Origin of the sequence: Bacillus sp. YP1 (assembly GCF_000877815.1) — a bacterium.
In the GTDB taxonomy this organism is placed as follows: Bacteria; Bacillota; Bacilli; order Bacillales; family Bacillaceae; genus Bacillus; species Bacillus subtilis.
Genome location: NZ_CP010014.1, coordinates 3,214,931 through 3,241,445 on the forward strand (window position 1 = coordinate 3,214,931; position 26,515 = coordinate 3,241,445).

Consider the following 26,515-nt stretch of genomic DNA (forward strand, 5'->3'; position numbering starts at 1 on the left):
AGATTACTTCACTCCAACGATTTGTAATAGATCACTCATTTTCTCAAGCATAAAATCCGGCTCATGCTTCGCCAGCATTTCCGGCCCTTTAATCGTCCATGCGACTCCTGCCGTTTTTGTACCGGCGTTTTTGCCTGCCAGCACATCGTGGTAATTATCTCCGACCATAATGGCTTCCTCGGGCTTGCTTCCTAACTGTTTCAGCGCTAACAGCACAGGCTCGGGATCAGGCTTTGCATTCGTCACATCATCAAGGGTGACAACTGTTTCAAAGAATTCGCCGATTCCCGTGAGCTTGAGGCCCATATTGACAGTATCTCTTAATTTTGTTGTCACAATCCCTAATGTAAAGCCGGCTTTTTTTAATGCTTCCAGAGTCTCATATACCGTTTCATATTCAGTCACGAGTGAATCATGCATGTCATGATTGTATGCTCTGTACATGGCGATCATATCCTCGCATTTATCAGGGTCCATCGAAGAGAACGTTTCAAAAAGAGACGGCCCGATAAACGCAAGGACATCTTCTCGTTTATACTTGCTCGGATAATAATGCTCCAGTGTATGCAAAAAGGACGCGATAATTAATTCATTCGTATTAATAAGCGTTCCGTCTAAATCAAACAGAATCGTCGTTACTTGTTTGTCACTCATATTGCTTCCTTTCCAACCGCTGAGGGTTTCCATTTTTTCCACGTGTGCGCAATAGCCATTGTCAGCAGAACTGCTGTGGTGACACGAATCAAAAGAAGCGGCCAGACCGGTATGCCAAGCGGAATAAAGACAAGTGTATCTTCCACGACCGCGTGGCAGGCAACGAGAAATATAAATGCCAATGTCATATCCCGCTTGCTCACGCCGTCATCCTCGACAGCTTTGATCATGACACCCGCTCCGTAGGCCAGACCAATCGTCAGTCCCGCCACCATCGTCATAGACGTATTTTTATTCATGCCAAGCAGCTGCGTAAACGGCGACAGCCACCTGGAAAACCGATGCAGCCAGCCTAAATCTCTTAAAAACTGGATGATAATCATCAGCGGGATGACAATTGCCGCCAGCTGCAAAACACCAAGTCCGGCTTTCGTTAATGCTTCTGCCAACATTCCTAGCCAGCTGTCTGGCGCCGCGCTCTTCGCAGCGATAAAACCGTACTGCGCCGTTTCCTTTCCGCCATGCCAAATGAGGTTGATGACGATGGCTGACACAGCGGCCAAACCGATGCGCACGGCCAATATGACGCCAATTCTGATACCAACCTTTGCGGCAACTGTCGATTCGATAATCAAGTTATGACAGAAAGAAAGCATAACAGCTAAAATAAAGACTTCTTTCACAGATAAATCCAATGTTAAAATCCCGGCAATTCCCGCATACAGATTCAGCATATTTCCCAGTACAAGCGGAATGGCCGCTTCACCAGAAAGCCCGAAGAGACCCATTACCGGTGTAATCAGCCGTACAAGCCAATCCATGACAGGGGTATGCTGAAGCAAAGTGACCAATAGCGTTACCGGGAAAATCACTTTACCCAGCGTCCATGTTGTTTGAAAACCTGCTGCAAGACCGGCCAGAAAGATCTTCTTCATCCCTCATCCCCCTTTGTTGACGTCTACTCCGCGTACCGCTCCTTCGAATATCCCTTGACGCGTCTGAAGATGATGGCTGCCACAGCCAAAACAATCAATACGATTGAAATCACCTGAGCGATGCGAAGTGAATCAGTCAGCATTAAGCTGTCAGTCCGCATTCCTTCAATAAAGTATCTTCCGATTGAATACCAAATGATATAGATCAAGAACATCTCGCCTCTACGCAAATTCGCTCTGCGCAGCAGCAGTAAAACAATGACGCCGACAAAGCTCCATAGTGATTCATATAAAAAAGTAGGATGATAATATTGCCCATTGATATACATTTGATTGATGATAAATTCAGGCAGGTGCAGGTTTTCTAAAAAGGCTCTGCTGACAGCCTCGCCGTGCGCTTCCTGATTCATGAAGTTCCCCCAGCGCCCGATCGCCTGGCCGAGCAAAATGCTGGGCGCGGCAATGTCCGCAAGCTTCCAGAACGAAAGTTTTTTCACTCTCGAAAACACATAACCCGTTAAAATGGCGCCGATTAATCCGCCATGAATGGCAATGCCGCCCTTCCAAATCTTAATGATTTCTCCCGGATGTGCCGCATAATAGTCCCATTCAAAGGCAACGTAATAAATTCGCGCGCAAATAATCGCAATTGGAATGGCAAACAGGACAAGATCAATAAACGTATCTTTCTGCAGCCCCCGTTTTTCACTTTCCCTCATCGCAATCCACAGCCCGAGCAAAGCGCCGAGACCGATAATGATTCCGTACCAATGGACGGCTAACGGCCCCATCTGAAATGCTATCGGATTGAGTGGTTCTATGACTTCATTCATTTAACGCCAACTCCTATTCTTCTTGTTCACCGTCTTCAATGACGTCCGCCAGCTTGTTGGTAAATTGTTCAGCGGCATTCAGCCCCATCCGCTTCAATCTGAAGTTCATTGCTGCCACTTCGATGATGACTGCAAGATTTCGGCCTGGACGGACGGGGATCGTCAGTTTTGTAATTTCTGTATCAATGATTTTCATGGTCTCTTCCTCAAGTCCGAGCCGGTCGTATTGCTTGCCCTGCTCCCAGAGTTCAAGATTCATGACAATCGTGATTCGTTTATTGCTTCTGACCGCGCCAGCGCCAAATAGCGTCATTACATTGATAATGCCAAGGCCCCTGATCTCAAGAAGGTGCTCAATTAATTCCGGAGCGTTTCCCACAAGAGTATCCTGATCCTCCTGCCGTATTTCAACGCAATCATCGGCAACAAGGCGATGCCCTCTTTTCACAAGCTCCAGCGCTGTTTCGCTTTTTCCGACGCCGCTCTTTCCTGTGATCAGCACGCCGACACCATATATATCAACAAGAACGCCATGAATTGCTGTGGTAGGCGCCAGCCTGCTCTCAAGGAAGTTGGTTAAACGGCTTGACAGTCTTGTCGTTTTCAGCGGCGATCTGAGGACAGGCACCCCATTTTTCTCGGATGCGTCAATCAGCTCCTGCGGGATGGGCATATCTCTAGAAAGAATAATAGCTGGTGTTACATCAGTGCACAGAGAATCCATTCGCTGTTTTTTCTCCTCTTCAGGAAGCTGTTCAAAGAAAGAAAGCTCTGTCTTTCCGAGAAGCTGCACGCGCTCTCTCGGGTAATATGTAAAATATCCGGCAATTTCAATGCCTGGTCTTGATAGGTCACTCATTGTAATCGGGCGGTTAATTCCTTCTTCTCCGCTGATTAATTCCAAATTGAACTGTTCCATTACGTCTTTTGTGCGAACCTTTGCCACGATATGTTCCTCCTGTTCCGGGCTGCCCCGAGCTTGCTCACAATACTTTCATTTTATCACTTTCAGGCTTGAACCTAAAACAGATTTTATAAAAGGCGGGAAAACACCTCAGCTGGTCTAGATCACTAGTCTGAAAAAGAGTAAAATAAAGGTATTCAAATTCCAGAAAGGCGGATCATCTATGGCAGAGAGTCTTCTTATCAAAGACATTGCGATCGTGACAGAAAATGAAGTAATCAAAAACGGCTATGTCGGAATCAATGACGGAAAAATCAGCACAGTCTCAACAGAACGGCCCAAGGAGTCATATTCAAAAGAGATTCAAGCACCTGCGGATTCCGTTTTGCTTCCCGGCATGATTGACATTCATATCCACGGCGGCTATGGCGCAGATACAATGGATGCTAGCTTTTCCACGCTCGACATCATGTCGTCAAAACTGCCCGAAGAAGGCACGACGAGCTTTTTAGCCACAACGATTACCCAAGAGCATGGGAACATTTCTCAAGCTTTGGTGAACGCAAGAGAGTGGAAAGCGGCTGAAGAGTCCTCTTTATTAGGTGCAGAACTGCTCGGCATTCATTTAGAGGGCCCCTTTGTTTCGCCTAAAAGAGCCGGAGCGCAGCCAAAAGAGTGGATTAGGCCTTCGGATGTTGCGCTTTTCAAAAAGTGGCAGCAGGAGGCGGGCGGACTGATCAAAATTGTTACACTTGCGCCGGAGGAGGATCAGCATTTTGAACTGATCCGCCATTTGAAAGACGAATCGATTATCGCGTCCATGGGGCACACGGATGCCGATTCCGCATTGCTGTCGGATGCCGCAAAAGCAGGGGCGAGCCAAATGACTCATCTGTACAACGCGATGAGCCCGTTTCATCACCGAGAGCCCGGAGTGATCGGAACGGCGCTGGCCCATGATGGGTTTGTGACAGAGCTTATCGCCGATGGCATTCACTCCCATCCTTTAGCTGCAAAGCTTGCTTTTTTGGCGAAAGGCAGCAGCAAGCTCATTTTAATTACCGATTCCATGAGGGCAAAAGGCCTGAAAGACGGCGTATATGAGTTTGGCGGCCAAAGTGTGACGGTAAGAGGACGAACAGCTCTTCTTTCAGACGGAACCCTTGCCGGTTCGATCCTCAAAATGAACGAAGGCGCACGGCATATGCGTGAGTTTACAAATTGCTCTTGGACGGATATAGCTAATATAACTTCTGCAAACGCGGCCAAACAGCTGGGCATCTTTGACCGAAAAGGCAGTGTGACTGTGGGAAAAGATGCAGATTTGGTGATTGTCAGCAGTGATTGCGAGGTGATTCTCACCATTTGCCGCGGAAACATTGCATTTATATCCAAGGAGGCTGACCAGATATGAAAGTAATGGAATGTCAAACGTATGAAGAGCTAAGCCAAAAAGCAGCCAGAATAACGGCAGATACAATCAAGGAAAAACCTGATGCCGTTCTCGGTTTAGCAACAGGCGGCACACCGGAAGGCACGTATCGCGAGCTGATCCGCCTGCACCAAACTGAGAATCTCTCATTTCAAAACGTCACTACAGTTAATTTGGATGAGTACGCCGGACTTTCAAGCGATGACCCGAACAGCTATCACTTCTATATGAACGACCGTTTTTTTCAGCATATCGACAGCAAGCCTAGCCGGCATTTTATTCCGAATGGAAATGCAGACGATTTGGAGGCCGAATGCAGACGGTATGAACAGCTAGTCGAGTCCCTCGGCGGCACTGACATTCAGCTTCTCGGCATCGGCCGAAACGGACACATCGGCTTTAACGAACCGGGAACGTCTTTCAAGTCGCGAACTCATGTTGTGACTTTAAATGAACAAACTCGCCAGGCAAATGCCAGATATTTTCCCTCCATAGACAGCGTGCCGAAAAAAGCACTCACAATGGGAATTCAAACGATACTCTCAAGCAAGCGCATTCTGCTGCTCATTTCTGGAAAAAGCAAAGCGGAAGCTGTTCGTAAGCTGTTAGAAGGAAACATAAGCGAAGATTTTCCCGCATCTGCTTTGCACCTGCATTCCGATGTTACGGTTTTGATTGATCGTGAAGCCGCGTCATTAAGACCTTGAAAGGAACATGCTGACTTATGAATATCAATAAACAATCGGCTATTCCGATTTATTATCAGATTATGGAGCAATTAAAAAACCAAATTAAGAGCGGAGAGCTGCAGCCGGATATGCCTCTTCCTTCTGAGCGCGAATATGCCGAACAATTCGGGATCAGCCGGATGACAGTTCGCCAGGCGCTTTCTAATTTAGTTAATGAAGGCTTGCTCTATCGCCTGAAGGGGCGGGGCACCTTTGTCAGCAAGCCAAAAATGGAACAAGCACTTCAAGGGCTGACAAGCTTTACCGAGGATATGAAAAGCCGCGGGATGACACCGGGCAGCAGGCTCATTGATTATCAGCTTATTGATTCGACTGAGGAACTCGCGGCTATATTAGGCTGCGGGCACCCCTCCTCTATCCATAAAATCACTCGGGTGCGGCTGGCAAATGATATTCCGATGGCGATTGAGTCCTCACATATTCCGTTTGAGCTTGCGGGTGAATTAAACGAATCGCATTTTCAGTCGTCGATCTATGATCATATTGAAAGGTACAACAGCATACCGATTTCCCGTGCAAAACAGGAGCTTGAGCCAAGCGCTGCCACCACGGAAGAAGCGAACATTCTTGGTATTCAAAAGGGAGCGCCGGTCCTATTAATCAAACGAACAACATATCTGCAGAACGGAACTGCTTTTGAGCATGCAAAATCCGTATACAGAGGCGACCGTTATACATTTGTCCACTATATGGATCGTCTTTCATAAAAAAAGCCTCCAACCCTTTTTAAGGATTGGAGACATGGCGAAAATCAAACTGGTCTGGTGCCGGACGATATGTTTCTTTTTTCGTCTTGAACTTCCAGATCGGTGATTTCGTTTTGCCGTTAAAACTGTCTTCCACTATAATGTACCAATAATAAACAGACTGCGGTTCAAGATGATCCCAGCGGAATTCAGCTGTATCCCCGCTCTTCACTTGCTCCCGTTTTCCGAGCTCTTCATTGGTATATACGTTACATTCAAAATAATCGGTTTCCACCTTTTTGATTCTTGGCTTCAAATCAAGCGAAAGGGAAAATTCATCCTTGTTGCCATAGGTATCCGTATCATAGTAGTTCTTATCCTTTACATACGGAGAGTACGTCGATACGTGCACCATGTCATTGGCTTGGTCAAATTGAAGCAAACGCAAATACCCTTGGCCGCCTTCTGGCCCGCCCTGATAATCGGCCAGCATTTGATGCACAAGACGATCCGGTTTCCCATCACCATCATCATCCAGCTCATCTGTTTTTCTCATCGCACTATGATAATGCCCGCTCAACACCATCACGACATTCGGGTTCGGCTTTACGATTTCTTTGAATATTTTCTCTCCGATTGGGCTTCTGTTTCCGCTGACCAGCAAATACTCATGAAAAGCTAAAATGGCCATCCGGTCAGGATGCTTCTTCAGCACCTGATTCATCCACGCGATGTCTTCATCCGTAATGCCCCATCCCATGTACAGCATGATATAATCATTGCCGTTGCTAGAAATAAAGTCATAATGTCCGCGGTTGTTTTTATAGGAACCGCCATAATGCAATTTTTTATCAAAACGATCGCTGCCAAAATATTTGCCAAACGCCCTGTAGGAGCCGTCCTTATGCCCGACATCGTGGTTGCCGGCCAGCACGCCGTAAGGAATTCCGCTCTTATCCAGAACGGACATTGACCGATCAGCGTTTTTCCACTGTCTGATATCGGCGGAATCATCTACAATATCACCCGTGTGGAACACATATTTGATATTGAGCTGCTTTTGGTTATCTTTTATCCATTCGGTCTGTTTATCAAAAATATGCGGATAGCTTTCGGCGTAATACTGTGTATCAGACATCCAGACAAATGTGTACATATCCTTCGCAGGGGGAATTTCATCCTGTACAATCACATTCATTTTCGACTCCCGTACAAAATCGGCGGCAATCACAGACGCTTTCAGCGTAAACGGTTTGTCATCCTTCGCGACGAAGCTGTCAACAGGCTGCCATTCGTTTGTCCGATAATTCCAAGCATACATCGTCACCTTTCTCCCCGGCAAAGAACTGCCCTTCCAGACTGCTTCTGCCAGATCATTCTCATCAATTGATGGATCAACCGTCACTTCAAAGCGATGATAAGGGAAAAGCTCTTTGTTTTCTGTCGATACTGTTTTTCCATCAGCAGCAGATACCCGCTCCAATTCTTTATTCGTAAATGGGGTCTCCCTTTCCGGCACAAAGCTTTTCGGCGGTTCAGTCAGTGACGCGTGCTTAAATATTTTTACATGATTGCGCGCTGTATATTGAAATCCCCTATAAAAACCAACATCCATGGCGTCATTCGTCGGATCTTTCACCCGTACAGAAAGCTTAGCCTTATGCGTGTCGGCTTCGCTGTCTATAACCTCCGGCTGGTCCGGATGCTCTCGTTCGGTTTTAAACGTCCTCTCAATCACTGTTTTATTGCCCGCGAGATCCGTTGCTGTCACTTTTAGAGAATGTTTTCCCGGCAAAAGTTCAGAAGATGATGTATGATATGGGAGTGTAATGCTTTCTCCATCTAAAGACGCCTTCGCTTCCTCAATTTTGCTCCATTTATCATACATATCCGCCTGCAGGATAAGGTTTCCTTTATACGTTTGCCCCTCGGTGATATTCGGCTCAATGTGAGGTCCTGAATTATCTACCCGTACAACCAGGCTAACATTTTCCTTGCCGTCGCTTGCTTGAATATGGTGAGCGCCTTCAGAAAGCTTTGATGTATCCCACTCCAGCAGCTGTGATGTAAACAGTCCGTCAGGCAGATTGAACTGAAATTGCCAGCTTTTATTCGAGCGCTGATTATCGCCAATAAAGAGTTCCTTCTCAGGGGACACCCTCTGATCCCTGATCACCGTTCCATCCGATAACACCAATCGGGCGTTTTTGACTAAGAAGTCATCACGGTTTTCAGCCGTATCAAACGGTGACACCTTCGAACCCGATCGTATCGTAATACGCTGCAGCTGCTTCCCTTTCCGAAGCAGTGTCTCTGGCAATGGAACAGAATAGGTGCGGTATTTATTTGTTGTATCATCGAACACCTTTAGCACTTTGCCTTCCATCGTTACCGCGTTTTTAAAATAAAGGTTCGTTTTCCTCGTATCGAATGCAAAATATACTTCTTTTTCCATCGCGGGCTCTGTCACTTGTTTTTTCCCGTCAATCCATAGCTTAATGCGGTCAGCTCGCCCTTCTGTCGTGGCTTTGAGAAATTGAGTTCCCGACAGCGTGTCTCTGTTTTCAATATTCATCCGCAGACCGTGCGACTTGCTTGTTTGTTTAATATCAATCATTTTGACCGGCGTTCTCGCTTCATTGATCCCGTCCCCGGCCGCCACATAATACTCTAGCTGATCCTTCCCGATCAATTCAGGCGAATACACAATATAATGGTAGAGATTATCGTTGCGGTCTTTTTCAGCAAGAATTCGCTTAAACGGTTTGTTCTCATCCGTCCGGTAGTAAAAGGCCGCTGTTTTCACTAGACTTCGGTCCCGTATGTCAGCCCGCAGCTCAATGCTTTCAGCAGGGCGGACAGGCTTGCGGTCAGTCAAATCCTCAATAACCGGCTTTTCTTTATCGAGCTTGATTTTCCGTTTCTGCTCGGGCACCTGTGCCTGTAATACCGTTCCGGGAGACGGATTCTTTTCCCCGATTGAAATGTTCAGAAGTTCTGCGGTTCCGTTCAACGGATACTTATAAAGCACTGATGACAGCCGGCGCAGCGCATGTTTCCGATAATGCGCAACCGAAATGTCCTTTCCTGTATTCGTTGATATCACAACAGCCCGCGGCCTCGTATTGGCCATACCCTCTGTCTCGTCTATCACCGCGAGATTTTTTCCTTCTTTTAGTTGTGTCTGATAATAACGATTGAAATCCTCTGACGTCAATTCTGGATGCCCGGCAGGCTTCAGCCAGACGACAAACGTTTCGCCGGATGGTATCAAGATCCTTTCATCAGGTCTCCAAATCAGATCGGAGTCAGGCCCTTCTTTTGGGTAGCGGTAACGGAAATGGTAGTCTTTAAAATCAATCGTTCTGTCAGTCGTATTAAAAATCTCAATAAATTCATAACCGTCTGCACGTCCTATATTCTTCGTATCAACCGCCAGCTCTGTGATCAGAAGCTCCGGAATATGGGCAAGGTCAGCCTGGTATCCTTCAAGCTTCAGTTTCTTCGTCTCCGACTCCACCCGCTGCTTCCCATTCGACATCACAATGTAATACTCAAGCTCGCTGTTCCAAATCAAACGTTTCGGAATTTGTGCCAAAAACTTGCGGACCGCTCCGGGGGTCGGGTCCATCGGCACCATTTTGTAGCCCAGCTCATTACTTTGTTTATAAAAAAGAAAGGCGGAAAATGCTTGATACGAATTATCGCGAACTTGAGCCTCAATCATTAGATTGTTTCTCATTTCAGCTTTCACATCAATTTGAGGAGGATTTTCAAGCAAGGGTATGTAATGAGGCGTTTGAAATAGTTCCTGCTGTACAACAGGAAAAGCTTTTGATTCATGATGGCCGCCAGACAAAACGGAAAGAAAAGACAGTAATATAGAAGCAATAACCGTGTATTTCCTCATCAAATCACCTCCCTTTTCATGTATTTTGCGTCTGAACAGGGAAGCTTATGAGTTCATTTTTGTGCATAAAGAACAAAAAAACGTCTGCCTCTTGAAAATTCCACTATTCCCCAGTAAACTAAGGATAGTTAACCAGTTAACAATTAAATCAGAGAGGCAAATTGATGAACAACAGCATTCATGATGAATTATTTCAAGCTATACAACAATTCGCATTAAAAAGAGATAAACGCGTCTGGCAAAAGGTGCAGATTCCGTCCTCACAACATCTCGACCACCTCAAAAAAGACTGGACATTGACCCAGCTTCACATTGTTTCCTGTTTACATACCAGCAAAAATGTGAATAACAGCTTCTTAGCATCCCGCTTACATATCTCAAAAGCAGCTGTTTCAAAAGCAATTCAAGCTTTGTTGAAACATAACATCATTACAGTGACAAAAAAGCCGGGCAACAAAAAAGAAATTTTTTATACGTTAACTGAAAGCGGCAAAGAACTGGCGGGGTTACATGAACGGCTTCATCAAAAAGCAAAGGAGCAATACAAACAGCTCTTCAATGAATTTTCAATTGATGAGTTGAAAACAGTGACTGCGTTTATTAACTTGTGGATCAAGCATATGTAAAAAAGCCTCACCCGCACGGGAGAGACCTTTCCATATTATTAAGCCCTGTCAAATACAATATGAAGTGAGACGGGTCCGCGTGTATACAGACCGGACTCAGCATAACAAAAATCTTCCTCTAATCTGATATTCCGCATCTTATCCAGCACAATATTAGCTACAATTTCGATTTCGGTTTTGGCAAAAGCTGCTCCTACACAGTTATGAATGCCGGATCCGAAAGCGAGATGCCGGGCGGCGCCGCTAAAAGCGCTCTTGATGCCAAGATCTTCCCGATGAATATTAAACACGTCAGGCTGTTCAAATGCTTCAGGGTCCCGGTTAGCCGCACCGATCATACAAAAAACAATCGTATCTTTTTTGATTTCCATACCGCCGACCACTGTATCTTGGGACAGCTGCCGCGGAATCAGCTGAACCGGCGGTTTATAACGCAATGTCTCCGCAATGGCTCTCGGAACTAACGAACGGTCAGCCAAAACATCATTCATCTGCTCAGGATTGTTGAGCAAATGGTAGATCATCAGTGCCAGCGTCTTATCAGCCGGTTCCGTTGCGGCTAACAGCACATTAAGAATCAGTGCGAGTATATCCTTGTCCGACATCGCCATGCCTTCATATTCAGAAGTACATAGGATGGAAATTAAATCTGATCCCGGATTGACGCGACGTTCTTCAATGACCGGCATCAAGTATTGGGAAAGCTGTTCGCTGCACCATAACGAATGTGCCCGCGCTTCAGGAGATTGAGAGATACTCGTGATAAAATCGGCAACTCCGCTGTGCCACTCAGAGATTTTTTCATGGTCTCTTTTATCCAGCCCGAGCATGTCCATCGTGACGCACACCGCAAACGTCTTTCCAAAATCATTGACGAGATCAATTTTCCCTCTTTCAAGATAGGGCGCTAACAAGTTTTCTGCATTTTGTTTAATCAATGGAGACAGATGATCCAGTGCGTCACCGATGAAGCTTCTCACTACAATTCTTCTTTTGGCAGAGTGTTCTTTTCCATGCATTTGGGCCAGTACAGGCCTCGCATTACTGGTTCGGCACGCTCAACAAGTGATTTCGTCGTGAAAATATCCGGATGCTGAAGGATATAGCGGACATCATGATAGCGGCTGATAAAATAACTGTCTATCGACTCTTCATAATGAACCGGATCTTCCTCCCGCAGTTGTGAAAAATAAGCATATGGATTGTTTTGAAATTGATCAGAAAGCACACTAAACAATTTAATCGATTGGCTCATGTTTTACTCCCCCTATCATCCTTCACATGTGATCCGTTTCTCAGAAAGCATCTGCGCCATTTCCTGTACAATGAGATACCCTTGATTCGGCCGCATACAAATAGAAAATTCATGGTTACTGATCTTCTCACCGAGCTTCCACGGACGATGATAAGCAAGGAGCGTCTCTTCCACCTCTAAAATATCCGGAGCTCCGATAAAAAACGGCAGCTCAGCTATGACATATTCCACAGCCAAATTCAGCATATCCTCACTGACTTCTTCCATCATCAAACTGACGCCCCGTGCACGCCCGATTATCGCTTCACGAGACATGTCCAAACAAGCATGTCGAAAATGAGGCTGCTCAAAAAAAGCATGTTCAACTTCTTGTCTCAACAGCTGGTAGGCTTTGTTATCCATAAAATCAGAAAATGTATGAATCGCCTTCGGATCCCCGCCATGAGCCACAAGAGCTCTTTCTGCAAATCTCCTGTTTCGTGATACCTCTTTCCTTACTTTTCGTTCAGCCTTTCCTCTCGGAGTTCCAAGCGCTTCTAGAAGATTAGCGGCCTCATGCCCCGCAAGTAAAACAGAAACGCTTTTAAATTGAGCTTTCGCCCATCCAATTAATCTGTAAATATAATCCTCTGAAAACCTGCTGTTAAATGGGCTGATCCCCACCAAAACATGCCTGCGCCGTTCAAATATTTCTCTGCAGTTTTCCGTTAATGGCTCAGCAATAAAATGCACAGACCTTCTTTCCGTTACCATTCCGGTCATCTCATTCACCCCTAAAACTTATCCCGCTTTAAGTCATCACCCTCAAATACAAGATGGAATAGCTAGAACAACTGAACAAGACGAATGGCAGGCATCACTTAAAGTTTCCAAATGTTTTTTAAGATTTTAATAATCATTTTCAATACCCATATCATGATAAATGTTTACTAGTAAACATTAGTCATTTTATCCCTTTTCCTTCCAAACGTCAATATGATCTGTGCCCAAATATTTGAAAATAAATGTAAACATCACATTTTCCACACACTTTTTACACGCATATTCAGCATGACATATCAACAAATAGTCTAAACACCAACAATTGACAACGAAAACAAGAAAAGATAAAATAAAATTGTTCACCAGTAAACGATTTGTTTTATTGTTTCATCGTAAACTATTATTCCTAAGAAAGAAGGTAGCCTATGTCTGATTTGACAAAACAGATGATATACGACATATACGTGAGACTGCTGCACCTTAATGAACAAAAAGCGAACACTTTACTTCAGCAATTTTTTAAGGAGGCCGCAGAAGAAGATGTAGCTGAAATTCCCAAAAATATGACAAGCATTCACGTCATTGACTGCATCGGCCAGCATGAACCCATTAACAATGCGGGGATTGCCAGAAAAATGAACTTATCGAAAGCGAATGTAACGAAAATCAGCACAAAACTGATCAAGGAAGAATTCATTAACAGCTATCAGCTGACAGATAACAAAAAAGAAGTTTATTTTAAATTAACCCGTAAAGGCAGACGGATTTTCGACTTACATGAGAAACTGCATAAAAAAAAGGAGCTGGCTTTTTACCAATTCCTCGATTCATTTTCACAAGAAGAACAAAAGGCTGTATTGAAGTTTCTAGAGCAGTTGACGTCAACACTTGAAGCAGAACAAACCGATGGGACTCCGGACAAACCTGTAAAGTAAACAAAAAGGCGGTGTACACTTTGGCTCATACAAAATCAAAGGCAGTATTGATCTTATACACTGTTTGCTTCAGTGCATTTTTTGCATCTTTAAGCCAGAACATTTATTCACCTATTCTTCCGATCATTAAAGAATCATTCCATGTTTCCACAGCTATGGTGAACCTGTCAGTCTCAGTTTTTATGATTGTGACAGCAATAATGCAAATTATATTAGGAGCGATCATTGATTTTAAAGGCGCTCGGATCGTCTTGATTACCGGTATTCTGGCAACGGCAGCAGCCAGCATCGGCTGTGCGGTGACTACTGACTTTACTTTGTTTCTGATATTCAGAATGATACAGGCAGCCGGTTCCGCAGCACTGCCTCTTATTGCTGCCACAACGATCGGACAGCTGTTTACAGGCAATGAACGCGGGAGTGCAATGGGAACGTATCAAATGCTCCTGTCTGTCGCACCGGCTATTGCCCCAGTTCTAGGAGGATTCATAGGCGGAGCAGCCGGATACGAAGGGATTTTTTGGATACTTGCGGCCATCTCGATCGTTTTGCTGGTGACAAACAGCATCACCTTTCCTAAAGATTCTCCAACTGAATCTATGCAGCAAGCCAAAGGCAATGTGTTCGCTCATTATAAATCAATATTTACAAATCGAACAGGGAACGTCATTTTGACTTTAAGTTTTGTTCTCTTTTTCATTTATTTTGCAGTAATTGTCTACCTCCCAATATTGCTGACAGAGCATTACCATATAGATGTGGGTATAGCAGGACTGTTATATTTGCCGCTGGCGCTGAGCACGATTGCAGGTACGTTTCTGTTTAAAAGAATACAGGCAAAAATCGGGCTGCACACCTTGTTTATCGGAAGCAATGTGATTGCCGCCTGCAGCATCATTTTATTTGCTGTTACACATTCCGTTTCTCTCGTTCTCATGGCTCTGACGCTGGCACTGTTTGGCATCTCGATGGGGGTTATTCCTCCCTTGTACTCTACAATGATTACTAATGAATTTGAGCACAACAGAGGGAGTGCAATCGGAATGTTTAACTTTATCCGATATACAGGCATGGCAGCAGGTCCGATGGTATCTGCCTACTTGCTCACAATGATGCCGTCTGCCATGTCCTTTAGCCTCCTAGGCCTTGGATTTGCCGCATTGAGCTTTTGCCTTCTTCCGCCAATGTTTTCGCCGCAGAAGCGCACGAAACAAAAAAAGCACCACATGTAAAAAAGCTGCCTTTGCGGGCAGCTTTTTTTATTTTTTTCTAAGCGGCTCTAAAATGCCTTTTTGAATCAGCAAATGGAAGACCGACAGGATAACGGATGCCCATATCGCTGTGCCGAAGCCGTCGATTTGAAAGCTGTCACCCATAATGGACGCGGTCATCATAAGCGTGATGGCGTTAATCACAAACAAGAAGAGTCCAAGCGTCACCATGGTGACCGGCAGTGTAAAGATAATTAAAAGCGGTTTAATCAGCACGTTTAAGATCGATAAAATGAGGCTGGCGATAATCGCTGCCCCAATGCTGCTGATATGGATGGAGTCAATATATCCATCAATGACGATTAATAACAATGCATTGACTAAAATGCTGACTGCCCATTTTACCATGTCATTTCATATCCCTTTCTGACGGGACGATAAAAATCCAAATGATATAAATGAGCAAAACCGGCAAGACACTTGTCATAATGGCTAAGATGACAGTTATGACTCTGAGGAGTGATGCGTCCCAATTGAAATATTCCGCGAGACCTCCGATAACACCGGCGATTTTCTTATTTTTTTCTGAGCGATAAAGCTTATTCATTCGATCACCTCTGTGAGTACTTTAGTTTGATGGCGCCTGTTAGTGATTCTGAGAAGACGGTGATGTTTTGATCATGTGCCTGATTTGAAGTGAACATCATTTCTTTTTGAATGGTATCATTTTTTTCCTTCAGCATCTCAACATCCATTAATTCATGGGACAGCGAACCAAGATTGCTTTTCAGCTCTGCCTTCACTGCGAGATCGTCCGGAATCGCAAGCTCCACACTTCCAGTCGTTGTTTTTGCATAAATGGAGCGGCAGTCTGATTCTGTTACGTTAATCGCAATATTTCCGTTAAAGCTTTGAACGTCAATGGATTCGCTTTTCCCTCTGAGATCGATCAATCCGTTAATGGTTTCCGCTTCTATCGTTCCGCAGCTGTGGCTGGCGAGCTTAATTTGCCCGTTGGCCGTTTCAGCTATGGCTTTTTCGGCTGTTAAGTGCGAGAACGACAGCACGCCGTTTGTCGTTTTCGCTGAGAACTCTTTTACATGTAAATGTTCCCCTCTGACCGGACCGTTAAACAGCTTCACTCGAATCTTATCATACTCCTTCTGAGGAATATACAAAGTGACATTCGTTTTCATCGTCTTTTTCTCAGTACGGATAAAAAACTTATTTCCTTTGATTTCACATTCAATATGCTGAAGAAATGCGTGTCTCGCCGCATCCTGGCTATCAGCGCGATATACCTTCGCCTGGCATTCCGCTCTGATATCGTCATCTTCCCAAGGAACGATATTCACGCTGCCATTGGCAATTTGTAGCTCAACACTGGAAAAGTCAGTATCTTTAAATTGAAAAATGTGCTGAACATCATACGCATGGCCAAAGTTTAAATCAAGGTCAACTTCCTTGACCTTTTTTACAGCAGAATCAATCCAGTCAAACAGCTTGGCTCCTAAAGACGGCTTGCCGCTTTCTTTTTTTGCCGTTGTAAATGGCTCTTCCTCGTCATGAACGTGAACTGAGAGCGCTGTGATTTTCTCTTCTTTTTCCTTGTAGTCGCTGTCAAGCTTTTCAATCAGTGTCAAAGCTTCTTGTGCTGTAAGCTTTCCTTCCTCAACAAGCTTAAGGATTCGTTCCTTTTCTTGCTTCATTACGATCTCCTCCCCATTTTCTACTTATGCTTCACGCAGGACCTTAATGCCCTGAATCACATTCCAAATGATAATGCCAATGACAACTAAGAAATAAATAACCGCTCCCCCGATGATTACAAATACAGGAAGCAAGCTGTCTCCATCAATCGCAACGGCTCCGCCAAGTAAAGCAATAAAAAGGAACAGCCAGCCGACAAACGGAACTATGTGAGAAATAAGAGAGCGTATCGCATGGCGTTTTGTTTCTTTCTCATTTACAACAAAATAAGCGACAATCGGCACAATGATTGGCGCAATAAACACACTGAAATAACAAAGTGATGCAATAATAGCTTGATTACGGTTCAATTCATTCCACACTCCTATTGTGAATTGTCCATGACAAAAGATCAGGGACGTTTTACTTATTTATACGTTTAAAATCTCTTCAGGTTTCAAATTCATTCTTTAGACATGCTCCGATTTACGGAAATTGGATTTTAAAAAGTTTTAGAAGTAGAATCTTCCGGCTATACCGATTACAATATGTAAAAAGCTTACGGCAACCAAGGAGGCTGGACAAGCAATGGAGAAAGATCCCAGTGACTATACAGTAACACAAGAATCAGTGTTAAAGCTGATTCATGAACAAAAAAGAATGAATCGTGAAATGATCGCCGAGCTTGAGCAGATTCACGGACCCTTCCCGATCTCTCACGATATCCAATATATAAAAGTGCTGCTCGACAGCAGCAACACGCATATTGTTCAAGATTTAATGAGTGTAAGTAAGCAGCTGTATAAGAAGACTTTGTAATTGCGGAAAACATATCATTCATTATAACTGAAACAAAGTTAAAGGTTAGATGACAATATCTTGCCTTTTTTGTTTTGAAAAAACAAGTGATTCCCTGGCTGTCACAAAATGATTGTAACAAAAAAAGCCTGCCGGCACATCCAGTTAATGGACTCTGTCGGCAAGCTGTAACTATCAGAAAGAGATAGCCGTTCAAAATTAACGTAACAATTGAAGCACGTTTTGCGGCTGTTGGTTTGCTTGAGCAAGCATAGCTTGAGAAGCCTGAGAAAGAATGTTGTTCTTTGTGAATTCGCTCATTTCTTTCGCCATGTCAACGTCACGGATGCGAGACTCAGCAGCTGTTAAGTTTTCAGAAGAAGCACCAAGGTTGTTGATTGTGTGCTCTAGACGGTTTTGTACCGCACCAAGTTTAGCACGTTGGTTTGAGACATTGTTGATTGCAGTATCAATACTTTCAAGTTGAGTATCAAAAGGAGTATTAGCAAAATCTGTTACATTAAGTGCGTTTACTCCTAAAGCAGTTGATGACATGCTGTCAATGTTAACTGTAAGCTGCTGGCCAGCATTTGCTCCAATTTGGAAAGTGAAACCATCAGTTTCAGTACCATCTAATAACTTTTTGCCGTTGAATTCAGTACGATTTGAAATGCCATCAACTTCCTCAATAAGCGCATCCATTTCATCTTTAATTGCACCAAGATCTTCTGCTTGTTGTGTACCTGTGTTTCCTGCTTGAACAGTAAGTTCACTTCTAAACCTATTATGCCGTAAAGAAAAAGCTTGCCTGCTAAGCCCAAGGATGGACTTGCTGACAAGCTGTCCCCTCTTAACAGAGGGTTTTAAGATGTAGCTGTTTCTTTCGCTTTCAAGAGCGATTTCATGCGTGTTTTGTCACGTTCGATAACAGGCTTCAAATAACGGCCTGTATATGATTCTTCCACTTCAGTGATTTCCTCAGGCGTTCCTGACGCGACAATGGTTCCGCCCCCGGCTCCGCCTTCCGGGCCCAAATCCACAATGTAATCGGCTGTCTTAATGATATCAAGGTTGTGCTCAATAACAAGTACAGTGTCTCCGTTGTCTACCAACCGTTGCAGCACGACAAGAAGCCTGGCGATATCGTCGACATGCAAACCTGTCGTTGGCTCATCTAAAATGTAGAGCGTGCGTCCGGTCGAGCGTTTGTGCAGCTCTGACGCGAGCTTCACGCGCTGCGCTTCTCCGCCTGACAAGGTCGTCGCCGGCTGGCCGAGCGTAATATAACCTAAACCAACATCATAAAGGGTTTGGAGCTTGCGTTTGATTTTCGGGATATTTTCAAAGAAAGAAAGAGCATCTTCAACCGTCATATCAAGCACATCAGAGATGCTTTTTCCTTTGTACGTCACTTCAAGCGTTTCACGGTTATAGCGTTTGCCGTGACACACCTCGCATGGAACGTATACGTCAGGAAGGAAGTGCATTTCAATTTTAATAATCCCGTCTCCGCGGCAGGCTTCACATCGTCCGCCCTTCACGTTGAAGCTGAAACGGCCTTTTTTATAGCCGCGGACCTTCGCTTCATTTGTCTGCGCGAATACATCACGAATGTCATCAAATACACCGGTGTATGTCGCAGGGTTGGATCTCGGCGTTCTTCCAATTGGCGCCTGGTCAATGTCAATGACTTTGTCTAAATGATCCAAACCTTTAATCTCTTTATGGCTGCCGGGCTTCGCTTTCGCTTTATGAAGCTTTTGCGCCAGCGCCTTATGCAAAATTTCATTAACGAGTGTACTCTTTCCTGAACCGGAAACACCTGTAACTGCTGTAAACGTCCCAAGCGGGAACTTGGCATTCACTTTTTTCAGGTTGTTTTCTGAAGCACCTTTAATTTCAATGTAACGTCCGTCCGGCTTTCTTCTTTCAGGAGGCAATGGGATAAACTTTTTCCCTGATAAATAGCTGCCCGTTAATGAGTTTGGATCTTCCATCACTTCTTCCGGCGTACCCGCAGATATCACCTGTCCGCCGTGAATGCCGGCTCCCGGTCCAATATCTATTAAATAATCTGCTGCCATCATCGTGTCCTCATCATGTTCGACAACAATCAGCGTGTTCCCGAGGTCTCTCATATTTTTCAGAGCGCTGATCAAGCGGTCGTTATCACGCTGATGCAGACCGATAGACGGCTCATCTAAAATATAAAGCACACCGGATAAACGCGAGCCAATTTGAGTCGCCAGCCTGATGCGCTGTGCCTCTCCCCCGGACAATGTACCCGCTGCCCTGCTCAATGTCAGGTAATCGAGGCCGACTTTGTCCAGAAAGCTTAAGCGCTCCACAATTTCGCGCAAAATCAAATTGGCGATCTGCATATCCTTCTCAGAAAGGGTAAGGTCTTTAAAGAAGGCAAGTGCGTCGGCGACAGACAGCTCGGTAATTTTTCCAATGTGGCGGCCGTCAATCAGTACGGCAAGCGCCTCTTTCTTTAACCGATAGCCTTTGCACGTCGGACAAGACTTCTGAGACATATACTGCTCCATTTGCTCACGTATGAAATCGGAGCCTGTCTCCTTATAGCGTCTTTCAATGTTGCGCAATACGCCTTCAAATTGAATTTCACCTTCGCGGATTTGTCCAAAATCATTTTCATATCGGAAATAAATCAGGTCATCTCCGCTGCCGTACAGCACTTTATCCAGTTGATGCTTCGGCAAATCTTTGACCGGCACATCCATATCAATCCCGTAGTGGGTGCAGACTGCCTCAAGCAGCTGAGGATAATATTGTGAGCTGATCGGTGTCCAAGGGGCGACCGCATTCTCCTTCAATGACAAATCTTGATTGGGAATGACAAGATCGGCATCCACTTCAAGCTTCATTCCGAGACCGTCACACGTCGGACACGCCCCGAACGGACTGTTAAACGAAAACAGACGCGGCTCAAGCTCACCAATTGAAAATCCGCAGTGCGGACAGGCATGATGCTCGCTGAACATCAGCTCTTCCTCACCGATGACATCGATCATAACCCGTCCTTCACCTAAACGGAGCGCCGTTTCCAATGAATCAGACAGCCGGGCTGCCACGCCTTCTTTCACGACAATCCGGTCAATGACTACCTCAATGGAATGCTTCTTGTTCTTTTCTAATTCGATATCGTCGGAAAGCTCAGCCATCTCGCCGTCAATTCTGACTCTGACATAGCCTTGTTTTCTAATCTGTTCAAGCACTTTGACATGAGCGCCTTTTCGGCCCGAGACAATCGGCGCCAGCACCTGAAGCTTCGTCCGTTCCGGGTATTCCAGAATTCTGTCCACCATTTGCTCGATGGTCTGGGATGTAATCTCAATTCCGTGCTCCGGACAATGAGGCTTCCCTACTCTCGCATATAAAAGACGCAGATAATCATAAATCTCAGTTACCGTACCGACAGTAGACCTCGGATTACGGCTTGTTGTTTTCTGATCAATGCTGATGGCGGGAGAGAGCCCCTCAATTGCATCCACATCAGGCTTATCCATTTGCCCTAAAAACTGGCGGGCATAAGCAGACAGCGACTCGACATACCGTCTCTGTCCTTCAGCATATATCGTGTCAAAGGCAAGGGAGGATTTACCTGATCCGGACAAACCCGTGACAACGACAAGCTGATCTCTCGGAATCGTTACATCTATATTTTTCAGGTTATGCGCCCTGGCTCCCTTCACCTCTATCCGATCCATAGCCATTTGTTCATCATCCTTCCGCTTTTAGCTCTAAAAGTAAATCGCGAAGCTCCGCGGCTCTCTCAAAGTCAAGCGCCTTGGCGGCTTCCTTCATTTCATGCTCCATCTGTTCAACGACTTTCTGGCGTTCTTTCTTCGTCATTTTCGACAGCTTCGGCGCGGCTTTTGTTTTGTATTCCGCTTTATCCTCAGCTGCTACTGTGGCACGAATGACATCGCGAATTTCTTTATTTATCGTTTTCGGCGTAATGCCGTGCTCTTCATTAAACCGCTCCTGCTGCTCGCGGCGGCGTTTTGTTTCATTAATCGCAATTTCCATAGACTTCGTTATTTTATCGGCGTACATAATGACGCGGCCTTCCGCATTTCTCGCTGCCCGTCCGATGGTCTGGATCAGCGACCGCTCCGAACGAAGGAAACCTTCCTTATCCGCATCCAAAATCGCAACAAGGGATACTTCGGGAATGTCCAAACCTTCCCTCAGCAGGTTGATGCCGACAAGCACATCGTACTTGCCAAGGCGCAGGTCGCGGATAATTTCAATCCGTTCAAGCGTCTTGATTTCAGAATGCAGATAGTTTACTTTAATGCCGATTTCCTTTAAATAATCGGTCAGATCCTCTGACATCTTCTTCGTCAAAGTTGTCACAAGCACCCGTTCATTTCGCTCGATTCTTGCTTGAATTTCGCCGATCAAGTCGTCAATCTGACCTTCGATTGGACGGACGTCAATAAGCGGGTCAAGAAGCCCCGTCGGACGAATGATCTGTTCGACCATTTCATCTGTATGTTCAATCTCGTACGGCCCTGGTGTTGCTGATACATACACGATATTGTGCATATGCTTTTCAAATTCCTCAAAACGAAGCGGACGGTTATCAAGCGCTGATGGAAGCCGGAAGCCGTGATCCACGAGCACCTGTTTCCGCGCCTGGTCTCCGTTAAACATGCCGCGCACCTGGGGAATTGTCACATGCGACTCATCCACCACGATCATAAAATCGTCTGGGAAATAATCAAGAAGCGTATACGGCGTTGAACCTGGAGGCCGCAGAGTCAAATGTCTTGAATAGTTCTCGATGCCGGAGCAGAAACCCATTTCACGCATCATTTCAAGATCATATCTTGTCCGCTGCTCTAAACGCTGCGCTTCAAGGAGCTTTCCGTTTTCGTGCATGACCTTCAGCTGCTCCTCAAGCTCCTTCTCGATATTTTGAATCGCCTTCTCCATTTTCTCGGCCCGCGTTACGAAGTGGGATGCCGGGAAAATCGCAACATGATCTCGGTCGCCGAGAATTTCTCCTGTCAGCGCATCCACTTCCCGAATCCGTTCGATTTCGTCACCGAAAAATTCAACTCTGATACAATGCTCATCACGGGATGCCGGAAAGATTTCCACTACATCCCCGCGCACACGAAATGTACCGCGCTGAAAGTCGATATCGTTGCGGGCATATTGGATGTCTACAAGTTTTCTGAGCAGCTCATTGCGCTCAATTTCCATTTCAGTCCGCAGTGACACGACCATTTCCCGGTATTCCTCAGGCGAACCGAGGCCGTATATACAAGACACACTCGCAATAATAATGACATCTCTGCGCTCAAACAAAGCTGATGTGGCGGAGTGTCTCAGTTTATCAATTTCATCATTAATACTAGCGTCTTTCTCTATAAATGTATCCGTTTGAGGCACATACGCCTCCGGCTGATAATAATCATAGTAGCTGACAAAATACTCGACAGCATTGTTCGGAAAAAATTCCTTGAACTCACTGTAAAGCTGTCCAGCAAGGGTTTTGTTATGGGCAATCACGAGAGTCGGCTTATTGACTTCTTTAATCAAATTAGACACCGTAAATGTTTTCCCAGTTCCTGTCGCACCCAGCAGAGTCTGATGCTTCTTGCCCTCCTGAATTCCTTTCACAAGCTTTTCAATGGCTTTCGGCTGATCTCCCTGGGGCTGATATTTCGAGACTAACTCAAAGCGATCTTTCACAAAAATAAGCCTCCGTTTCTTTAACGAAATCTGTCTATAGATATAGTAACACAATGGAAAGCAAAATCACTAAAAATACGAACTAAAGTTCGGTGGTTTTTTATTTCCAGCTGTTTTTGTGTATAAAAAACCTGCTTTTAAATCGTAAAAGCAGGTATTCAGTCTTTATATTCATTATGTCCGATTTATTCTTCTTTTTTCTCTGCAGCTTTTTTGGCCATGTACAGTCCGCCAGCCACAAGAGACACAACATCCAATCCTACAATAAAATACGTTTCTGTATAGCCTTTTAAATAAGAGGCAAACAGCAATGCAGCTGTTAAAGCGATCGCCACATAATGATTAAAGGTGACTCTAGTAAATAGAACAACAAGCATAAAAGGGAAAAACAATGCAAAAACGGCTTTTGTAATCAACAAAAACCCTCCTCAGGGATTCTTCATCTGATCTGATTATAGTAAAAAATGAAGAATCGGACAATCGTGCATTCGCTCCCTCTCCTACACCATACCCCTTTTCAGCCAAAATCAATCACCATATTTGCATTTTGGTGCCGGTCAAAACTTATTCCATGGTGCCGCTGTTCTAATCAGCGGCACTTTTTTTATTACATCATCAAGTCCGCCGCCAGATTCCGAGAATAAAAGAAAATAGGCATACAGTACCAGTACGGCCGCATTTTCCAGGATAATATAACCAACTTAACTATTCATTTTATTTAGGACTTTCTGCGTTTGACAGCATTTTCCTGAAAACCTACAATTGAATGATAGTGTTTACTATCATTTTTTAAACACAGGCTCCGCAATAAAAAGACTAGAGAGAAAAACAAAATGAATGAAGAAAAGAGGGGTTTCAAATATGTATTCTGTTTTATTTCGCCAGGCAGAAGAGTCCAGCCAGCTGGCTGGAGCAAAAGGAATGAATTTGATTAAATTGACCAAACACGGTCTTCCTGTTCCGGACGGGTTTATTATTCAAACGAATGCGCTCGCACGTTTTATGGAGGACAACCAGCTTCAAGAGACTAGTGAAAACGTCGAAAGCGGGATCATTTCTGGAACATTTTCGGATGAGCTGAAAGATGAGCTGACTAGTTCCTTTTATAAGCTTAGAGAATCATATCGATCCGTAGCCGTGCGTTCTTCGTCTGCTTCGGAAGATTTAGAAGGCGCCTCATTCGCGGGTCAATATGAAACCTACTTAAATATCAAAACAGAGGAAGAGTTTCTGGCTAAAGTGAAAGAATGCTGGGCCTCATTTTTTTCTGGGCGGGTCAGCAGCTATAAGAAAAAAATGAACAATCAAATCGCAGAGCCGTTAATGGGAATAGTCGTTCAGGGGCTGATCGATTCAGAAATGTCAGGTGTTATCTTCAGCCGCAACCCTGTTACCCATGATGATAGAGAGCTTTTAATCAGCGCCAGCTACGGGCTGGGTGAAGCTGTTGTTTCAGGAAGTGTTACCCCAGACACGTTCATTGTTAATAAATCTTCGTTTGAGATTCAGAAAGAAATAGGTGCAAAGGAAATCTACATGGAGTCTGCGGCAGAAGGAATTGCTGAAAAAGAAACGAGTGAAGACATGCGCAGCCGTTTTTGCCTTACAGATGAACAAGTGATTGAATTGGCTGAAATCACAAAAAAAACCGAAGACCTGTACGGATATCCTGTCGATATAGAATTTGGAATTGCTGATCATCAAATATACCTTCTGCAAGCTCGCCCGATTACAACCATTGATCAGGACAAAAAGGCGGCAGAAGAAAAACGCAGCTTCATGATTACCGACACTGATATGAATGATTTCTGGCTTAACATGGAATCTAATATTGAAGGTCCGGTGAGTCCGTTATTTTCATCCTTCATCGTGCCGGCATTGGAATATGGCTTGAAGAAGAGCATGCAAAAGTTTCCGATTGGTGTAGTTGTTGATGAAGTAAAACTTTATCGCGGACATATTTATTCCAAAAACCAAGGTGGACAGCAGCCTCCTTCTGAAGACTGCGGCAAAGAGCTTTTCCCGATTTTATCGGAGCATATGTATGACATCATCAATCACACATACCTCCCTTTTTACCGGACACTGGACCAGCTCGCACAAACTGAGCATACCGCAGAAAGCGCACTGGATGCTTTTCAAAAACTAAAGGCCTTTTATCTCACGGCTTATGAAGAGCACTTCAATATCGTTTTCCCGCAAATCCTTTTAACAAACAAACTGCAAGCGATGTATCAGGACATTCAAGGAGAGTCCGAAAACGCTCATTTTTATGAGATGCTGACAGGAAAAATGAACAAATCACTGGAAACGGACCGTTGCTTATGGCTATTTTCTATGGAAGTTCAGGAGAACCCGAACCTTCTGACCATTTTTGAAAACAACAAGCCTGAACAGCTCCAGGAGAAATTAGAACAAACAGATGAGGGAAGACACTTCCTGAAGAACGTCCATGAATTCTTGCAAGAATACGGATGGAGATCTGTTAAAAGTCATGATCTGATTGAACAAATCTGGGTGGAAAATCCGTATTTCGCTCTGGCCAATATTCAAAATTATGTCCGTAATGGCTATCATTTTGACAATGAATTTCAGAAAACGAAAGAAAAACGAGAGAAATTATACAATGAATTCTTGGAAAACATAGAAGATCCCGGTTTGCGCACCGAATTTGACCGCTATTATCAATGGACACTGAACTCTGCAAATATAAAAGATGATCACCACTTTTATATTGACGCCATGCTGGATGCCAAGGCGAGAATCTTTCTGCTGAAGATAGGTGAATTGCTGGCGGAAAACGGTGTCATTCAAGATCGTGAGGACCTTTGGTTTTTATATGACGACGAAGTGGAACAAGCGCTTCTTCACCCTGTATCCCTGCAAGAAAAGGCTGAAAAACGCAGACAGATTTTTCATGAGTATGAGCTGGCCCAAGCCCCTGCCTACCTCGGCACCCCGACAAAAGAACAGCTCAAAGCAGCTGAAGAAATTGTCGGCGCTGTGATAGAGGATGAAAAAAACACAGAGAATCATATTTTTGGCATTGCGGCATCAAGCGGCATTGCGACAGGTCCGGTGAAAATTATTCGGGACGCCAATGAATTTTCTCAATTCGCGCCTGGGGACGTACTCGTTTGCAAGATGACCACACCGCTATGGACCAGCCTGTTTCAAGACGCCAAAGCGATTATTACAGACACAGGCGGCATTTTGTCTCACGCTGCGATTATTGCCCGTGAATACGGCATTCCAGCCGTTCTCGGCACACGCACGGCAACCGAAAGACTGCGAGACGGTGACATCATCACTGTTGACGGAAGCAGCGGCAAAATCACAGTTGTCAGCCGGTCCTGATGCGTCCCCCTCTTTCTTATACAAGCGGGGCGGGTGTATACTTGTCCTG

The 26,515-nt window shown here is 44.8% G+C and carries 21 protein-coding genes and 2 pseudogenes; 8 read left to right on the forward strand and 15 right to left on the reverse strand.

The features are described 5' to 3' along the window. Positions 1–3: 3 nt before the first annotated feature. From ppaX to hprK, 4 genes are read right to left on the reverse strand one after another with little or no spacing between them, the layout of a single operon-like run. The gene (ppaX, locus tag QF06_RS15865) at positions 4–654 is read right to left on the reverse strand and encodes a pyrophosphatase PpaX (RefSeq protein WP_029318337.1); all 651 of its coding nucleotides are present in this window, start codon (positions 652–654) and stop codon (positions 4–6) included. Then, a complete protein-coding gene (locus QF06_RS15870) occupies positions 651–1,589 on the reverse strand; it encodes a nucleoside recognition domain-containing protein (protein WP_017695286.1) in 939 nt (312 codons plus the stop codon). Before QF06_RS15870 ends, ppaX begins: the two co-directional genes overlap by 4 nt. Positions 1,590–1,612: 23 nt before the next feature. Further along, on the reverse strand, positions 1,613–2,422 hold the full coding sequence (gene lgt, locus QF06_RS15875; protein WP_041850484.1) for a prolipoprotein diacylglyceryl transferase: 810 nt from the start codon (positions 2,420–2,422) through the stop codon (positions 1,613–1,615). Between the two features lie 13 nt (positions 2,423–2,435). Next, positions 2,436–3,368, reverse strand: a complete 933-nt coding sequence (gene hprK / locus QF06_RS15880) for an HPr(Ser) kinase/phosphatase (RefSeq protein ID WP_003228097.1) — start codon at positions 3,366–3,368, stop codon at positions 2,436–2,438. Between the two features lie 181 nt (positions 3,369–3,549). Between hprK and nagA the strand changes: the two genes are divergently transcribed. The 3 genes from nagA to nagR are packed head-to-tail and all read left to right on the forward strand — an operon-like array spanning position 3,550 to position 6,214. After that, on the forward strand, positions 3,550–4,740 hold the full coding sequence (gene nagA, locus QF06_RS15885) for an N-acetylglucosamine-6-phosphate deacetylase (protein WP_041850483.1): 1,191 nt from the start codon (positions 3,550–3,552) through the stop codon (positions 4,738–4,740). Continuing rightward, positions 4,737–5,465, forward strand: a complete 729-nt coding sequence (gene nagB / locus QF06_RS15890; RefSeq protein ID WP_038829909.1) for a glucosamine-6-phosphate deaminase — start codon at positions 4,737–4,739, stop codon at positions 5,463–5,465. Before nagA ends, nagB begins: the two co-directional genes overlap by 4 nt. 17 nt (positions 5,466–5,482) lie before the next feature. Then, positions 5,483–6,214, forward strand: a complete 732-nt coding sequence (gene nagR, locus QF06_RS15895) for an N-acetylglucosamine utilization transcriptional regulator NagR (RefSeq protein WP_043940203.1) — start codon at positions 5,483–5,485, stop codon at positions 6,212–6,214. A gap of 19 nt (positions 6,215–6,233) precedes the next feature. Here the strand turns inward: nagR and QF06_RS15900 are convergent, their stop codons facing one another. Further along, on the reverse strand, positions 6,234–10,103 hold the full coding sequence (locus QF06_RS15900; RefSeq protein WP_041850482.1) for a lamin tail domain-containing metallophosphoesterase family protein: 3,870 nt from the start codon (positions 10,101–10,103) through the stop codon (positions 6,234–6,236). A gap of 164 nt (positions 10,104–10,267) precedes the next feature. Between QF06_RS15900 and QF06_RS15905 the strand changes: the two genes are divergently transcribed. After that, positions 10,268–10,729 carry a MarR family transcriptional regulator gene (locus QF06_RS15905; protein WP_021480697.1) on the forward strand — a complete coding sequence of 154 codons (462 nt, stop codon included), beginning with the start codon at positions 10,268–10,270 and terminating at the stop codon, positions 10,727–10,729. 38 nt (positions 10,730–10,767) lie between these two features. On the opposite strand, the pseudogene cypX reads toward QF06_RS15905, so the two are convergent. Together cypX and pchC are read right to left on the reverse strand one after the other, a co-directional pair. Continuing rightward, a pseudogene (cypX, locus tag QF06_RS15910) lies at positions 10,768–11,984 on the reverse strand (pulcherriminic acid synthase). Between the two features lie 15 nt (positions 11,985–11,999). Further along, the gene (gene pchC / locus QF06_RS15915; protein ID WP_021480699.1) at positions 12,000–12,746 is read right to left on the reverse strand and encodes a cyclo(L-leucyl-L-leucyl) synthase; all 747 of its coding nucleotides are present in this window, start codon (positions 12,744–12,746) and stop codon (positions 12,000–12,002) included. Positions 12,747–13,171: 425 nt separating this feature from the next. Here pchC and pchR point away from each other — a divergent pair, with 425 nt between their 5' ends. Both pchR and QF06_RS15925 read left to right on the forward strand, forming a co-directional pair. Then, entirely contained in the window at positions 13,172–13,681 is a 510-nt protein-coding gene (pchR, locus tag QF06_RS15920; protein WP_041850480.1) for a pulcherriminic acid biosynthesis transcriptional regulator PchR, read from the forward strand. Between the two features lie 20 nt (positions 13,682–13,701). Then, positions 13,702–14,913, forward strand: coding sequence for an MFS transporter (locus QF06_RS15925; protein WP_003228068.1), 1,212 nt, complete (start codon positions 13,702–13,704; stop codon positions 14,911–14,913). Between the two features lie 27 nt (positions 14,914–14,940). Here QF06_RS15925 and QF06_RS15930 read toward each other — a convergent pair whose 3' ends face one another. The 4 genes from QF06_RS15930 to yvlA are packed head-to-tail and all read right to left on the reverse strand — an operon-like array spanning position 14,941 to position 16,952. After that, a complete protein-coding gene (locus QF06_RS15930; RefSeq protein ID WP_003228066.1) occupies positions 14,941–15,300 on the reverse strand; it encodes a phage holin family protein in 360 nt (119 codons plus the stop codon). A 1-nt stretch (position 15,301) separates the two neighbouring features. Further along, positions 15,302–15,499, reverse strand: a complete 198-nt coding sequence (locus tag QF06_RS15935; protein ID WP_003228065.1) for a PspC domain-containing protein — start codon at positions 15,497–15,499, stop codon at positions 15,302–15,304. A 4-nt stretch (positions 15,500–15,503) separates the two neighbouring features. Then, positions 15,504–16,601, reverse strand: a complete 1,098-nt coding sequence (locus QF06_RS15940) for a DUF4097 family beta strand repeat-containing protein (RefSeq protein WP_014478112.1) — start codon at positions 16,599–16,601, stop codon at positions 15,504–15,506. 24 nt (positions 16,602–16,625) lie between these two features. Further along, a complete protein-coding gene (gene yvlA / locus QF06_RS15945) occupies positions 16,626–16,952 on the reverse strand; it encodes a protein YvlA (protein ID WP_032726939.1) in 327 nt (108 codons plus the stop codon). Positions 16,953–17,169: 217 nt separating this feature from the next. Between yvlA and QF06_RS15950 the strand changes: the two genes are divergently transcribed. Then, positions 17,170–17,400: a hypothetical protein gene (locus QF06_RS15950; protein WP_003235419.1), complete on the forward strand. Its 231-nt coding sequence runs from the start codon at positions 17,170–17,172 to the stop codon at positions 17,398–17,400. 198 nt (positions 17,401–17,598) lie between these two features. On the opposite strand, the pseudogene QF06_RS15955 reads toward QF06_RS15950, so the two are convergent. The 4 genes and pseudogenes from QF06_RS15955 to QF06_RS15970 all read right to left on the reverse strand — a co-directional run. After that, positions 17,599–18,150, reverse strand: a pseudogene (locus tag QF06_RS15955) (flagellin); the annotation flags it as partial. A gap of 92 nt (positions 18,151–18,242) precedes the next feature. Beyond that, positions 18,243–21,116 (reverse strand): excinuclease ABC subunit UvrA, encoded by a 2,874-nt coding sequence (gene uvrA, locus QF06_RS15960; protein ID WP_003228057.1) that lies wholly within the window; start codon positions 21,114–21,116, stop codon positions 18,243–18,245. Between the two features lie 7 nt (positions 21,117–21,123). Further along, entirely contained in the window at positions 21,124–23,109 is a 1,986-nt protein-coding gene (gene uvrB, locus QF06_RS15965) for an excinuclease ABC subunit UvrB (RefSeq protein ID WP_003228054.1), read from the reverse strand. A gap of 185 nt (positions 23,110–23,294) precedes the next feature. After that, complete coding sequence (locus QF06_RS15970) at positions 23,295–23,525, reverse strand: CsbA family protein (RefSeq protein WP_003228053.1); 231 nt, start codon at positions 23,523–23,525, stop codon at positions 23,295–23,297. A 445-nt stretch (positions 23,526–23,970) separates the two neighbouring features. On the opposite strand from QF06_RS15970, the gene QF06_RS15975 reads away from it, so the two are divergent. After that, on the forward strand, positions 23,971–26,466 hold the full coding sequence (locus tag QF06_RS15975) for a PEP/pyruvate-binding domain-containing protein (RefSeq protein WP_014481032.1): 2,496 nt from the start codon (positions 23,971–23,973) through the stop codon (positions 26,464–26,466). Positions 26,467–26,515 lie beyond the last annotated feature (49 nt).

What these genes read in the sequence shown, in the direction of transcription:
- QF06_RS15930 (WP_003228066.1), bottom strand. Translation starts at nt 15,300, where the DNA reads ATGGTAAAATGGGCAGTCAGCATTTTAGTCAATGCATTGTTATTAATC.
- QF06_RS15975 (WP_014481032.1), top strand. Translation starts at nt 23,971, where the DNA reads ATGTATTCTGTTTTATTTCGCCAGGCAGAAGAGTCCAGCCAGCTGGCT.
- ppaX (WP_029318337.1), bottom strand. Translation starts at nt 654, where the DNA reads ATGAGTGACAAACAAGTAACGACGATTCTGTTTGATTTAGACGGAACG.
- pchC (WP_021480699.1), bottom strand. Translation starts at nt 12,746, where the DNA reads ATGACCGGAATGGTAACGGAAAGAAGGTCTGTGCATTTTATTGCTGAG.
- QF06_RS15940 (WP_014478112.1), bottom strand. Translation starts at nt 16,601, where the DNA reads ATGAAGCAAGAAAAGGAACGAATCCTTAAGCTTGTTGAGGAAGGAAAG.
- QF06_RS15950 (WP_003235419.1), top strand. Translation starts at nt 17,170, where the DNA reads ATGGAGAAAGATCCCAGTGACTATACAGTAACACAAGAATCAGTGTTA.
- nagR (WP_043940203.1), top strand. Translation starts at nt 5,483, where the DNA reads ATGAATATCAATAAACAATCGGCTATTCCGATTTATTATCAGATTATG.
- pchR (WP_041850480.1), top strand. Translation starts at nt 13,172, where the DNA reads ATGTCTGATTTGACAAAACAGATGATATACGACATATACGTGAGACTG.
- QF06_RS15900 (WP_041850482.1), bottom strand. Translation starts at nt 10,103, where the DNA reads ATGAGGAAATACACGGTTATTGCTTCTATATTACTGTCTTTTCTTTCC.
- uvrA (WP_003228057.1), bottom strand. Translation starts at nt 21,116, where the DNA reads ATGGCTATGGATCGGATAGAGGTGAAGGGAGCCAGGGCGCATAACCTG.
- QF06_RS15905 (WP_021480697.1), top strand. Translation starts at nt 10,268, where the DNA reads ATGAACAACAGCATTCATGATGAATTATTTCAAGCTATACAACAATTC.
- QF06_RS15870 (WP_017695286.1), bottom strand. Translation starts at nt 1,589, where the DNA reads ATGAAGAAGATCTTTCTGGCCGGTCTTGCAGCAGGTTTTCAAACAACA.
- nagA (WP_041850483.1), top strand. Translation starts at nt 3,550, where the DNA reads ATGGCAGAGAGTCTTCTTATCAAAGACATTGCGATCGTGACAGAAAAT.
- lgt (WP_041850484.1), bottom strand. Translation starts at nt 2,422, where the DNA reads ATGAATGAAGTCATAGAACCACTCAATCCGATAGCATTTCAGATGGGG.
- nagB (WP_038829909.1), top strand. Translation starts at nt 4,737, where the DNA reads ATGAAAGTAATGGAATGTCAAACGTATGAAGAGCTAAGCCAAAAAGCA.
- QF06_RS15935 (WP_003228065.1), bottom strand. Translation starts at nt 15,499, where the DNA reads ATGAATAAGCTTTATCGCTCAGAAAAAAATAAGAAAATCGCCGGTGTT.